We start from the raw sequence: 12,692 nt of genomic DNA, 5'->3' as shown, positions 1-12,692 counted from the left end.
CGAGGACCGGGCGCCACTTCACGTGGCGCGCGGATCCGCGGACTCGGTGATCACACCATCTCGGGCACGTGCAGGTGGGCGATCGCGAGCTCGAACTCGCACACCTCCAGCACCTCGGCTCGGGCCTCACTCAGGGTTGCGTTCCGGATGGTCTCGCCCTGCTCGCGGCTGGCCGCCATCTGCTCGACGCTGTCGAAGGTCACCGAGGACACCGCGCGTCCGGCCGCATGGTCGGCCATCAGACTCGCGCTGCAGAACCCGTCGACCTCGCCCAGCGCGGGCAATGCCGCCAGCTTGTAGACGTCGACAGCGCGCGCCATCGTGCCCGGCTCCACCTTGAACCAGGCCGCGCGGACGCACGCGCCGTGGTGGGACGGATGATCGCGGTGCAGGACCTCGATGTCCCACCGCTCGAYGTGCCAGGTGCCGTGGAAGACCTCGGCGGCCCGATCGCGAAGCTGCATGACGGGCCCCTCGCTCTGGCGGAGAGCGTCCTCGTCCATCCACGAACTGGTGGCGATGCAGCGCCCGGAGTCCCGGTCGACCAGCAGCGACAGTCCGGCGCAGCCTTCGATGTCGGCGAGTTCCGGCATCACGGTGTCGCGGACGTGCTTGATGCCGGCGTCGATGAACGAGGGATGCGCCTGGATAGTTGTAGAACGTGCGTACACGATCCACCTCTTTCTGCTCGAGGTGGCGCCCGGGGGCGCCACCGGCCCCATTCCTTACCCCACCTTCCTCCCGCGCGCGGGGCATGGCAATGGCCGGTCAGCGCCGTGCGGTAACCGGTCTCTCAGCCGGGCAGCGCCAGGCCGAAGTCCACCGAGCCGTCGGGGTTGACGTCGTAGATCTCGACACCGTCGGTGATGTTGGCCTGATCGGTCCCCGTCGACACCGCGATCTTGTTGCACGAGTTGCGCATCGTGTCGAGCACCAACTCCACCGCCTCGGCGGGTGAGAAGTGTTCGCGCACAGCCGCGATCGCCTGCGGATCGAGATGGCCGGGCTGCCAGGTCAGCCCCTCGGCGAGGCCCAGCCCCGCCTTGTGGCGCGGGGACAGCCCGCCGCTGCGGTAGTCGTCGATCTCGGCGTAGACGGCTTCGTCGCCGCCCGCCAGCAGTGCGGTGCGGTTGCGCAGGGACTTGCACAGCCGGCAGTTGTGCTGGCGGGCCTGGTACAGGCGCACGACCTCGGTGGTCACCGGGTCGAGTTCGCGGAGCCGGGCGACGTCGACCAGCGTGCGCTGGATCAGCGGCCACGGTTCACCCTCGGTGGCCCACTCGATCGGGATGCCCCAGTCGGCGTCGGCGCCCTCGAACAGCGCGTCGAGTCCGGCGCGGACGCGCGGCACCCAGTCGGCGACGTAGAGCGACTGCACGAAGGTGCCGGTCCGGTCGCCGAGCGCCGACGCGAGCGCGCCCCGCATGGCGTCGTCGATCATGGACACGTCGGCGCTGAACTGCTCGGCGAACTCGAGCGGCACCTGGGTGGTCCCGTCGGCGTTCGCGGGTGCGGAGGTCACGGGCGGCGCGGGCAGCGGCGGGAGTGACAGCGTCCGCCCGCACACCTCGCGGGCCCGCGCGACGACGGAGCCGTCGCCGATGGGTGGGACGAGGGCGACCAGACGGTCGAGCGTGGACGCAACCTCGGGAGCGTGGCGTCGCAGGGCGGCGGCTCCGTGATCGCGAGACCAGTCGTCGTGTCCTGTCATGCCTACCACCGTCCTGTGGATGCGCTCGCCGGTCCCGATCCATTGAACGCCGTCGCGCGGATATTCGCTTGCCCGGTCCCGAAATCGCTCTACGGTGGGACTACCAATCATTCGGACGACGCCGCGGGCGATCCCCGCGCGATCGTCCACGACCGGAGTAGGACAGTGACCCCCACCGAGCACGGCCACAACCTGTTGAACTTTGCCAGCCACGTCGACGACACCGCCCTTGCACAGGCGCGGGAAACCGCGTCCATGCCGTTCGTGTACCCGCACGTGGCGCTGATGCCGGACGCGCACAGCGGCAAGGGATCCGCGGTCGGAACGGTGATCCCGACCCGCGGCGCGGTGATCCCGGCGGCGGTCGGCGTCGATATCGGCTGCGGAATGATCGCTGCCCGAACCCAGTTCGACGCCGGTGACATCGAACGAGCCGGCGCCCGCGGCCGGACGCTCCATGCACTCCGCCTGCGGCTCGAGGATGCAATTCCGTTGTCCCCGGGCAACTACAACCTCACGGCATCCCTCGGGGAATGGTTCGCGGAGCCGAAGATCGCGGAACTCGAGGAGCGCGCGGCGAAGGACGGCGTGGACCTGTCGCACTCCCCGAAGTGGCGTGAGCAGTTGGGGTCCCTCGGTGGCGGCAACCACTTCATCGAGCTGTGCCTCGACGAACAGGATCGGGTGTGGATGTTCCTGCATTCCGGGAGCCGAGGAGTGGGCAACAAGATCGCACAGAAGCACATCGCGATCGCCCAGAAGCTGTGCCGGACATGGCACATCGAGCTGCCCAACCGGGACCTCGCCTACCTCGCGGAGGGTGCGCCCGAGTTCTGGGCGTACATCCGGGAACTGCGGTGGGCGCAGCGGTTCGCGCTCCTGAACCGGGCCGAGATGATGGACCGCTACAGCGCGGTACTGGGGGAGTGGATCGGTGAGGGGGTGGTCGAGGCTGAGCGGATAAACAGTCACCACAACTACACCGAGCAGGAGGAGCACTACGGCGAGAAGGTGTGGCTCACTCGCAAGGGCGCGGTCAACGCCCACGAAGGAGTGGACGCCGTCATCCCGGGTTCCATGGGCACCCGCTCCTACGTGGTCCGGGGGAAGGGCAGCAAGCCCGGACTGTGCTCCGCCCCGCACGGCGCCGGCCGCAGGTTCTCCCGCACACAGGCCCGGAAGCGGTTCACCGTGGCGGACCTGGCCGAGCGCATGCAGGGGATCGAGTACCGGCACGGCGCCGAATGGATCGACGAGATCCCCGACGCCTACAAGGACATCGACGTCGTCATGGACGACGCCCGTGATCTCGTCGAGATCCGCCACGAGTTGCGGCAGATCCTCAACCTGAAGGGCACCTAGAAGGTTCGTCGACCAGGGGCCCGGGATCGTTCCCGGGAACGATCCCGGGAACGTTCCCGTCTGTTCACTCAGCGGTGCCGATCGCGCCACCGCCGTGTCGGTTCGACCATTGACGATCACTTTCGGAACGAGGTCCCCGAGAGTGAGGTCGTGTGATGGTGAAGCGGTCGGTGTTGGCAGTGGGTGCAGCTGCCTTGGCGGGTGTGCTCGCACTTGCTGGGTGTTCGTCGGGTGGTGGAGGGGAATCGAGCGCGGATTCGATCCTGGTCTATTCGCCGCAGGGCGAGGGGCCGCGAGGTGAGTACATTGCGTCTCACGCCAAAGATGCTCTCGGTCTCGATGTTTCGTTCGTCTCCGGTGGCGGCGGCGAGCTGACCGAGCGGCTGCTCGCGGAGAAGAACAATGCCCAGGCCGACGTCGTTCTCGGGCTCGGCGAGGCACAGCTGAACCAGATCGGGGCTGCCGGTGTGCTGGCCGACTACTCGCCCGTCTGGCGAGATCTGGTGCCCGGCGAGTTCGACTCGGGCACCGGGGCCTTCACCCTGTTCTCTCAGACTCCGATCGTGATGGCGTACAATCCGGCAGCTCTCGACGCGGCGCAGGCGCCACGCAAGTGGGAGGATCTGGCGGACGAGCGGTTCGCGAACAAGTTCGTGTTCCCGAGCGTGACGAGTCAGACCGGGCAGGCTGCGGTCGCGGGGATCTTGTGGCCCCACACCGACCGCGAATCGGGTGAGGTCACGGATGCGGGCTGGGACCTGCTGACTCGGATTCTGCGGAATGCGGTACCGGTCGCATCGGGCCAGAAATTCGACTGGAACCGGGTCACCTCCGGAGAACAGCCGGTGGTCGTGAACTGGCTCGGCGGCATCGAGACCGGCGCGAAGGACAACGGGCTGGATCTGCGTGTGGTCGATGCCGAGGGTGGTTCGCCCTTCGTGTCGACCGGCATCGGTCTGGTGGCCGGCAGCGATCGCGCAGATGCGGCGAAGCGCTTCATCGATTGGTTCGGGTCGGCCGAGGTCCAGGCGGACTTCGTGAAGACGRCCGGCAGCGACACCCCGGTGAATCCGCAGGCGCTGGCGCAGCTACCGGAGGCCGAGGCGGCACTGGCGGAGATCGGCAAGCAGGACATCGACTGGGGCGTCGTGGCGCCGCGAATGTCGTCGTGGCTCGAGCGGATCCAGCTCGACATTCTCGGCGGCTGAGCGGTGCCGGTGCAACGGGGAGTGAGTGTCCGACGATGATCGGTATCAAGGGTGTACAGGTCCGGTACGGCGACAAGACAGTGATCCCCCCGCTCGACCTCGAGGTCGGCAGTGGCGAGTTCGTGGCGCTTCTGGGGCCGTCCGGGTGCGGTAAATCGACGCTGCTCCGGGCCCTCGGGGGATTCGTCCCGATCTCGTCGGGCTCCATCGTCGTCGACGGTCGCGACGTCACCGCGGTCGAACCGGAGCGGCGCGGAATCGGCTTCGTGTTCCAGAGCTACGCGCTGTTTCCGCACCTGACGGTGGTGCAGAACGTGCAGTTCGGGTTGAAGGTGCACAGGCTGCCCAGATCCGAGGTCGTCTCGCGCACCTCGGAAGTCCTTGAACTGACGGGACTGGACGCGTTCGCGAACGCGACGCCGAGTGAACTGTCGGGGGGTCAGCAGCAGCGGGTCGCGATCGCCAGGGTCCTGGCAACGAAGCCGTCGGTGATGCTGATGGACGAGCCCCTGTCGAATCTCGATGCACGGCTGCGGGTCACGTTGCGCGATGAGATCAAGCGCCTGCACCGCGAGCTGGGTGTGACGACCGTGTACGTCACCCACGACCAGGAAGAGGCGTTGGCGCTGGCAGACCGGGTGGCGGTGATGAACTCCGGCCGCATCGAGCAGGTCGACAGCCCGCACGCGGTCTACCACTCGCCGGTCAACCGCTACGTCGGCGAGTTCGTGGGCTCGATCGACGTGCTCGAATCCGGGACCAGGGCATTGTTCGGCGTGGCCCGGGGAGGTCAGCTGGCGCTACGTCCCGAGCGGCTGCGGCTTGCCGACGGAGCCGGGCTCGACTGCGTGGCCGGCGGCACCGTCACCGACGCCGCGTTCCTCGGCTCGACGACGCGCTACCGCGTCGAGATCGGCGGGCAGGGACTGACGATGCTCGCCGGCTCGGACCGCAACGCGGTTCTCCACGTCGGTGACGAAGTGCGGTGCGGTTTCGACCTGCCCGATCTGATCGAGCTGTCGGCATGACCGGGACGACGGCGACGCCGACCGCGACGACGACCTCGCGGTCCGGTGGCCTCACCCGCCGTGTGAAGCGACTGTTGTTCGCCGCTGCGGTCGCCGCGTTCGGGTGGTTCGTCGTGACGTTCCTGTTCTTTCCGAATCTCAGCGTGATCGATGCGGTACTGCGCTCGGACCACGGATCCGTCGGACAGGTCGCGTCGAGGTTGATCGACTCGGGCCGGGTCGTGGGTGCCGTGCGCGACACTCTGGTGATCGCGGTGATCTCGACGGTCACGGCGAACGTGGTCGGGATTGCTCAGGTGTTCTTCCTCGAAGCCTTCGCGATCCGTGGAAGGGGTTTTCTCACAGTCGCCTACGCGGTGCCGCTGGTGTTCGGATCCATCGCGGCAGTGACCGGATACGCGATGGTGTACGGCGAGAACGGGCTCATTACCCGAACTCTGCAAGCAGTGATCCCGGGCCTGCCCGATGACTGGTTCTCCGGGATGGGCGCGGTGATCTTCGTGCATACCTTCACCATGACCGGGTACCACTTCCTGTTCCTGCGGCCGGCGATCCGGCGTGTCGACTTCTCGATGGTCGAGGCGGCCCGGTCGCTGGGAATGCGGCCGCTTCCGGCTCTGTTCCGGGTGGTGCTTCCGGTGCTGAAGCCGACGATCCTGGCGTCGGTGCTGATGGCCTTCATCTCGACTCTCACATCGTTCGCGGCGCCGACCATCCTCGGTGGGGCCGAGTTGACCATGATCGCCCCGATGATCCAGTCCCTGTCGGGGCTGGGGCGCATGGACATGGCCGCGCTGCTCGGACTGCTCCTCGGCGCGGCGACGACGGTGCTGCTGGTGTGGGCGCTGCGTCAGGAGCGCCGCAGCGGTGCCGTGATGTCGAGCAAGACGCCGCGGCCGTTCGAGCCGATTCGGCTACGCGGTCGGGGTACGAAGTTCCTCGCCTATGGGGCCGCGTACCTGCTGGCGATCGTCAATCTGGCCCCGCTGGTGGTGACGGCGCTGCTGTCGCTGGCTCCGGTGGAGGCGATCCGTCGCGGCGAGATCAGTCCCGAGCTCACGGTCGAGCACTACGTCCGGATGCTCACGAACCCGACCGCCTATGAGCCACTGGTCAATTCACTCACACTCGCCGTACTCGCCATCCCGCTGGCGCTCGTCATCGGAACAGTCGCTGCGCACCTCTCGTATCGGTCGCGACGAAGGTTCGTCGGTGACGTCATCCAGCTCACGATGTTCCTGCCGTACTTTCTCCCCGGAATCCTCGTCGCGTTGGGGTTCCTCATCGCCTTCGGTGCGGGGAGTGCGCTCGTCGGCGGTCAGGTCCTGGTCGGCACGTACTGGATCCTGCCGCTGGCGTATACCGTCCTGCTCCTACCGGTGGTGTCGCGCTTCGTCACCGCCACCTACGCCGGTCTCGATCCATCGCTCGACGACGCGGCCCGGTCGCTCGGCGCAAGCCCGACGAGAAGGTTCCTGACGGTGATCCTGCCGGCGTTGACGCCAGTGCTCCTGCAGGTCGCAGCGTTGGGGTTCAACGACACCCTCTCCGAGTACACCGTCTCGGTGATGCTCTACAACATCAACAACAAGCCGCTCGGTGTCACGCTCGGAACGCTGGCTGCCGAACAGGATCCGAACCTGGTGGGCCTGACCACCGCCTACGTCGTCACCATCACGGCGCTCTCGATCGTGGTCGTGCTGTTCGCCGATCGCATGGCGCTGCGGGCATCCAGACGTGGGGTCGGCCGACGATGATCCACCAACTATCCAGACGAACAGGAGCTGTCCTCCCGTGCCCGTGAGTCCCGCACCCACCCCCTGCGTCGGAGGGGTTCAGAGTGCCGAACCCTGCGCCCTCGTGGAGCTTTCCGGGGAGAACGCCTACGCGCAGGAATGGTTCATCGCGCCGAAGAGTGCCGTGTCGGCGTGCGAGGACGCTCTCGTCGTCACCGAACACTTCGCCGCCGTCGTCGACGGAATGTCGAGCCCGCTGCGCGACAGGGGACAGGCCCCGAGCGGTCGGCTCTACGCCGAGACCGTCGCCAGGGAGATCGCCCGGCTGGAGCCGAACGTGTCGGCCCGCCGTGCCGTCGACACGATCAGTCAGGCGCTCACACACATCCGGCCCGATCACGCCGGCCCGTCCGGTGCCGTCGCCGCGGTCTACTCGCGGGCGCGCCGCGAGATATGGAGGATCGGCGATATCCACCTGCGCATCGGCGACCGGGTAGTCCCGGGCGAGAAACGCGTGGATCAGGCTATGACCTTGTTCAGAGCGGCAGTCGTTGCGGCCCATGCGGCGGCCGGCGAGTCTCTCGACGCGCTGCGCGATCAGGACCCGGGGTTGGCGGCGAGCCGGCCGTTACTCGAACTGCAACACCACCTCGCCAACCGGGACGCCGCCTTCGGCTACGGAGTGCTCGACGGCAGTGCCGTCCCCGACTGCCATATCGAGGTGTTCCCGGTCGCCGGCGCCGCAACCGTGGTCTTCGCGAGCGACGGGTATCCGGGGCCGGCGGCCACGCTCGCGTGCGCCGAACGCGAACTGTTCGCCGCCATTGCACACGACCCGGCCTGCATCGGCGAGCTGGCAGCCATGGGCAAGCCGCTCCGACCGGGCGCCGAGACCCCCGACGACCGTACCTACCTCCGGTTCGACCCATCGAGTTCGTACGCCGGTTTCGACACAGAGAGAGAGTCCTGACGATGAGCACACTGCGCGTGGTGACCTGGAACGTCCTGCACACGAACCGCCATCAGCGGGTCGGGCTGCTGGCGGCAGCCGTGGCGACCCGCCGCCCGGATGTCGTCCTCCTGCAGGAATCGAACCCACGGCACGCCGAGGACCTCGCGGCGGAGCTGGGCATGCACGTCGCCGCCGTCCCGGACGACGCCGCCGACCTCGTCAGCGTCCCCGCCGTGCTGTCCACACGGGAGCCGTCGGAGGTCCGCGTCGATTGTCTTGCCGGGGACGACGGCCGCAACTACTACCTCACCACCGCGGTGCTCGAGGTGGACTCGACGCGGATCAGAGTCGGCTCGACCCATCTGCGCCACACCCCGTCGGCATGGCAGATGACCGAGACCGGCAGGCGGTTCGCCCGAGATTCGGGGATTCGAATCGACTTCGGCGCAATCGAAGCCACCACTGCGGTGCGGCTGCGGCAGCTGGCCGAGATCGGTGATCTCCTGCATCGGAAGATGGAACCGGTGGATCACGAGATCCTGGGAGGGGACTTCAACCTCGTCCCCGACAGCCCCGAGTACGCCGCGATCATCGAGGACCGGCTTCGGGACAGCGGGAACGGCGCCACCGCGGCCGCCCGGGCGACGGTGCTCGCCAGGAACCCACTGGTCGGCGACACGCCCGCGCACCTCCGTTCGGACGGCCCGGCGGCGCGGGCGCTCGACTACACCCTCGACTACCAGTTCCATTCGTCCGGAATGGAAGTGGTTTGCGCCGAGGTGATCGGCGAACCGGACGGTGAGGGCGCCTGGCCGAGTGATCATCTCGGACTGAGCGTCGACTACACGCCGGCGGACCGGGGCGCATCGGGCACCGGACATGGCTGACCGCATCACCATTGCGGATGTCGCGGCCGCAGCGGGGGTGTCGAAGTCGGCGGCCAGCCGTGCGCTGCTGGCGCAGCCCGGCGTCTCCGACGATGCCAGGCAGCATGTCGAGGCGGTCGCGGCCCGGCTCGGCTATATCAAAGATGTACGCGCCCAAGCATTGAAAGCGAAGAACACCAAGATCATCGGAGTGTTCGTCCGATCCGTGCGGCTGTCGTTCTACGGGGAGATGATCGCTCACCTCCAGGAACATCTCGAGGAGGCGGGATTCTCCCTCGCGGTCGGTACGGCATCGGCCGGTACCACGCCCGGCGATGTGCTGGCCGGACTGCTCGGACTGCGGCCCGAAGCCCTCGTCATCGCCTCCGGACGGATGCCCGAGGCGCAGATCGTTCCGGTGGCTCAGCGCCTCCCGACCGTCCTGATGGGGCGCGCGAGCACCTCGCCGTCGATCGGGTCGGTCTGCGACGACGGTCGTGGAGCGGAGGTCCTGGCGGGGCTGATCGCACATGCCGGCCACCGCGCTGTCGGGGTGCTGCATGTGGCCGCGGAGCATTCGACGACACTGCACCAACGATCGACCCGGATGCAGCGGGCCCTGACCGAGGCGGGCATCGACACCGTCGCGATCCCTCGGGCGGCCGCGGGTGACCATCCCGAGCCGGATATTCTTGCCCGCTGCCTCGACGACGTCTCGGTCATCATGTGTCCCAACGACCCCACCCTGCTGAGTACGTGGGAACAACTCACTGCGCTCGGCGTCCGGGTGCCGGACGACATTGCTCTCACCGGATACGACGGGATCGGACAACTCGCCAGCCCCGTTCTGGGGCTGACCACCTGGAGGCAGCCGATCGAGCAGATAACCGCAGCCACGGCCCGGCAGGTTCTACGCCGATTGACCGGTGACAGTCCACCCGAACGCATCGAGCTCCCCGGCGATCTGATCCGTGGACGAACGCTGCCCACGTACCTGCCGCTGGGATGACCCGGCGGATGGCGGTCAGGCCGCCGGGAGCCCGCTCGAAACGACGAACACCCCGGGATCGTCCCGGGGTGTTCGTCGACTATCGGATCAGCTGAACTCGATGGTGCTGCCGAAGTTCAGCAGGTTCCCGATCGTTCCGATCAGCGGGAACAGTGAGATGAGATTGAGGTTCATGGCGGACTCTCCCCTGACCAAGGTTTCGTCGAGCGATTGTGATCGAAACGAAATATAGGCCACGGGTCGCCTCGGATACGGCGTTTTCCCGAAATTCATTTGGACGATCGTCCAAATGAATTTCGTTACGCGGTGCGGGCGAGCATCGCGTCGAGGGCCGCGAAGCTCTCGTTGAGGCCCTGTTCCATGCCGGACTCGATCATTCCGTCCCGGTCCTCCGCCGTGAGGAAGATCGAGTCCAGCACCAACTTCGTGCGGCCGTCGCCGAGGTCGACGAAATCGATGGTCTCGACGGATACGTGAGTAGGCATCCCGTCCCATTCGAACGACCACACGATGCGGTCCTTCGGAGTGACCTCGCGGAAGCGCCCCTCGAAGCCGGAGCTCCCGCCCTCGTGGTGCTCGACGAAGCGCCAGTGCCCGCCCCGCTCGAGTTCCCACTTCTCGATGTCGAGCCTGTTGCCGCGGCCCCACCACTGCGCGAGCAGCTCGGGTTCGGTGTACGCGGCCCACACGCGATCCCGGGGCGCATTCAGCGTGCGTTCGATGTGCAGGCCACGGTCGCCCGGGCTGGTGACAGTCGTGGCGGATGTCTGGCTGGTCATCGATCCTTCTCCGTTCGGTTGGGGTCGTCGTTCTCCAGGAATGCCTCGAGACGGTCCAGTCGCGCCTCGACCTCGCGGTGGTATCCGAGCATCCAATCGAGTTCCTGCCGAAGTGGATTGGTGCCCAGTCGGCAGAACCGGACCCGACCGCGCTTCTCGCTCACCACCATGCCGGCGGCCTCGAGGAGTGCCAGGTGCTTCCTGATCTTGATGCCCCCGGTCGATTGTCCCTAGTACGGAAGGGTTGTGTCGGTGAGCTTTTCGGCCACCGCCCACAGTGACGGTGCGAGGTCGACGCCACGCGAGCTGCGGGGCTGGTCGAGTCGGCGGGTCGGGCCGATCAGTCCCATTCGTCCGCCGGGCCCGTAGTACCCGCCCTGGGCGGCATCGGGACTGGTCGCGGCGAACAGGAGGGGTTCGGCGCCCTGCTGGACATCCTGGGACGGCAGGATCGTGCGGTCGCTGCCCGAGAACACACCGTGCCGCGCCCGGTCCCGGCCCAGGCTCGCGCCCGCGGTCTGCAGGTTGGTGCGGGTGTAGCCGGGATGCGCATACGTGCTGAGCAGATTCCATCCGCGCTCGACCGCGACGCCGGCGAGGTACTGCGCCATCAGCATGTCGGCAAGCTTGGACTGCGCGTAACTCAACGCCGGGCTGTACCGGTGTGCGGAGTGCAGGTCCCGGAAGTTGATTCGTCCGTAGTGCGCCGTGCCGCTGGTCATCGTGGCCACCCGGGGGGCCGGCGCGTCGAGCAGCAGTGGCAGCAGGAGATTGGTCAGGGCGAACGGGCCCAGGAAGTTGGTGCCGAACTGCAGCTCGAATCCGTCGACGGTCTCGAACCGCTCGGGCGGCGACATGACCCCGGCGTTGTTGACCAGGAGGTCGAGGGGGCGTCCGTCGTCGAGGAAACCGGCGGCAAATTCGCGGACGGATCCGAGATCGGCCAGGTCGATCCGGCGGATCTCCAGTTGCGCGTGCGGAAGGTCGTGCATGATCTCCGCGCACGCGGCCTCGCCCTTGCGCGGAGTGCGGCAGGCCATTACGACATGGGCGCCCGCCGCGGCCAGCCGTCGGGTGGCCTCCTTACCGGTGCCGCTGTTGGCGCCGGTGACGATGACGTACCGGCCCTGCATGTCGGGAACGTGGTACATGCGAACTCCCTGGCGATCGATGATTCGCGGGTGGCGTTCGCGTTCCAATCTACCGGTGTGCGCTGACGAGCGAGTGCGTCATCGGGGAGAGAAGCTGCTCGGTGGTGTGCCGAGCAGCTTGGTGAACATTGCCGTGAACGACGCCGGGCTGGCGTAACCGAGGCGGGCCGCGACAGCTGCGACGGGGCGTCCCGTTACCAGTTCGGGGAGTGCGGCGAGGACGCAGGCGCGTCGACGCCAACTCGCCGAACTCATCCCGGTCTCGGAGGAGAACATCCGATCGAGGGTTCGGGTGCTGACGTGCAATGTGTGGGCCCACGCCTGGTTCCGGTCGTGGATGTCGGGGGCGTCGAGGAACGCCTGGCACAGTGCGCGAAGTTCGGGGTGTCCGGGTAACGGTAGTTCCAGCGGCAGCGGCGCGGTGTCGGCGATCTCGTGCAAGAGCAAGGTCATCAGTGCGCCGTCACGGCCGAAGTGGTCGTACCGGAGGGGGACGTCGACCGCGGCGAGGAGCAGTTCCCGCAGGAGTGGACGTACGTCGACGACTCGGCACGCCCGGGGAAACCAGGGCGCCGCCCCAGGCTCGATGTAGAGGCTGCGCGTACTGACGTCGAGCATCGTGACGCGATGCCGGGTGCGGGGAGGAATCAATACCGCTCGGTCCGGCGGTACGGTCCATGTGCCGCAATCGGTTTCGACCTGCATGACGCCGGAGGCGCCGAAGAGGAACTGGGCGCGGCGGTGCCGGTGCCAATCCAGCAGGTGGCGCGGCGGGTAGTCGGTGCCGATGGCGAGGACGGCGCGATCGGTGGTGTCGAGATCGTCGACCGGAACGTTGCGCACCAGAAGACGGTACGCCGGAAGGTGGCGGATTCGCGATAGAGGATGAC

General features: G+C 67.5%; 14 protein-coding genes. 7 read left to right on the top strand and 7 right to left on the bottom strand.

The features are described from left to right. Positions 1 to 50: 50 nt before the first annotated feature. Together AB4Z09_RS20195 and AB4Z09_RS20190 are read right to left on the bottom strand one after the other, a co-directional pair. Positions 51 to 722 carry a hypothetical protein gene (locus AB4Z09_RS20195; protein WP_442240537.1) on the bottom strand — a complete coding sequence of 224 codons (672 nt, stop codon included), beginning with the start codon at positions 720 to 722 and terminating at the stop codon, positions 51 to 53. Positions 723 to 793: 71 nt separating this feature from the next. Then, entirely contained in the window at positions 794 to 1,711 is a 918-nt protein-coding gene (locus AB4Z09_RS20190; protein ID WP_174909001.1) for a carboxymuconolactone decarboxylase family protein, read from the bottom strand. Between the two features lie 165 nt (positions 1,712 to 1,876). Between AB4Z09_RS20190 and AB4Z09_RS20185 the strand changes: the two genes are divergently transcribed. From AB4Z09_RS20185 to AB4Z09_RS20155, 7 genes are all read left to right on the top strand, one after another. Next, on the top strand, positions 1,877 to 3,073 hold the full coding sequence (locus AB4Z09_RS20185; protein WP_174909003.1) for an RtcB family protein: 1,197 nt from the start codon (positions 1,877 to 1,879) through the stop codon (positions 3,071 to 3,073). A 179-nt stretch (positions 3,074 to 3,252) separates the two neighbouring features. After that, the gene (locus AB4Z09_RS20180; protein WP_442240536.1) at positions 3,253 to 4,281 is read left to right on the top strand and encodes an extracellular solute-binding protein; all 1,029 of its coding nucleotides are present in this window, start codon (positions 3,253 to 3,255) and stop codon (positions 4,279 to 4,281) included. 35 nt (positions 4,282 to 4,316) lie between these two features. After that, positions 4,317 to 5,309, top strand: a complete 993-nt coding sequence (locus AB4Z09_RS20175; RefSeq protein ID WP_174909007.1) for an ABC transporter ATP-binding protein — start codon at positions 4,317 to 4,319, stop codon at positions 5,307 to 5,309. Beyond that, the gene (locus AB4Z09_RS20170; RefSeq protein ID WP_114718360.1) at positions 5,306 to 7,066 is read left to right on the top strand and encodes an ABC transporter permease; all 1,761 of its coding nucleotides are present in this window, start codon (positions 5,306 to 5,308) and stop codon (positions 7,064 to 7,066) included. The genes AB4Z09_RS20175 and AB4Z09_RS20170 overlap by 4 nt, the downstream gene beginning before the upstream one ends. Positions 7,067 to 7,169: 103 nt before the next feature. Beyond that, the gene (locus AB4Z09_RS20165) at positions 7,170 to 8,015 is read left to right on the top strand and encodes a hypothetical protein (RefSeq protein WP_174909009.1); all 846 of its coding nucleotides are present in this window, start codon (positions 7,170 to 7,172) and stop codon (positions 8,013 to 8,015) included. Between the two features lie 2 nt (positions 8,016 to 8,017). Then, entirely contained in the window at positions 8,018 to 8,884 is an 867-nt protein-coding gene (locus tag AB4Z09_RS20160; protein ID WP_442240535.1) for an endonuclease/exonuclease/phosphatase family protein, read from the top strand. After that, complete coding sequence (locus AB4Z09_RS20155) at positions 8,877 to 9,872, top strand: LacI family DNA-binding transcriptional regulator (protein ID WP_114718361.1); 996 nt, start codon at positions 8,877 to 8,879, stop codon at positions 9,870 to 9,872. The genes AB4Z09_RS20160 and AB4Z09_RS20155 overlap by 8 nt, the downstream gene beginning before the upstream one ends. 87 nt (positions 9,873 to 9,959) lie before the next feature. Here the strand turns inward: AB4Z09_RS20155 and AB4Z09_RS20150 are convergent, their stop codons facing one another. From AB4Z09_RS20150 to AB4Z09_RS20130, 5 genes are all read right to left on the bottom strand, one after another. Then, on the bottom strand, positions 9,960 to 10,145 hold the full coding sequence (locus AB4Z09_RS20150) for a hypothetical protein (protein WP_174909012.1): 186 nt from the start codon (positions 10,143 to 10,145) through the stop codon (positions 9,960 to 9,962). Between the two features lie 26 nt (positions 10,146 to 10,171). Further along, a complete protein-coding gene (locus tag AB4Z09_RS20145; RefSeq protein ID WP_174909014.1) occupies positions 10,172 to 10,651 on the bottom strand; it encodes an SRPBCC family protein in 480 nt (159 codons plus the stop codon). After that, positions 10,648 to 10,815 carry a hypothetical protein gene (locus AB4Z09_RS20140; RefSeq protein ID WP_442240534.1) on the bottom strand — a complete coding sequence of 56 codons (168 nt, stop codon included), beginning with the start codon at positions 10,813 to 10,815 and terminating at the stop codon, positions 10,648 to 10,650. Before AB4Z09_RS20140 ends, AB4Z09_RS20145 begins: the two co-directional genes overlap by 4 nt. 66 nt (positions 10,816 to 10,881) lie before the next feature. Next, positions 10,882 to 11,802 carry an SDR family oxidoreductase gene (locus tag AB4Z09_RS20135; RefSeq protein WP_114718364.1) on the bottom strand — a complete coding sequence of 307 codons (921 nt, stop codon included), beginning with the start codon at positions 11,800 to 11,802 and terminating at the stop codon, positions 10,882 to 10,884. Between the two features lie 78 nt (positions 11,803 to 11,880). Next, positions 11,881 to 12,645 (bottom strand): AraC family transcriptional regulator, encoded by a 765-nt coding sequence (locus AB4Z09_RS20130; protein ID WP_174909018.1) that lies wholly within the window; start codon positions 12,643 to 12,645, stop codon positions 11,881 to 11,883. Between the last annotated feature and the right edge of the window lie 47 nt (positions 12,646 to 12,692).

Origin of the sequence: Rhodococcus sp. TAF43, assembly GCF_052113525.1 — a bacterium.
Taxonomy (GTDB): Bacteria; Actinomycetota; Actinomycetes; order Mycobacteriales; family Mycobacteriaceae; genus Prescottella.
This window is presented reverse-complemented; position numbering and strand designations above follow the sequence as displayed.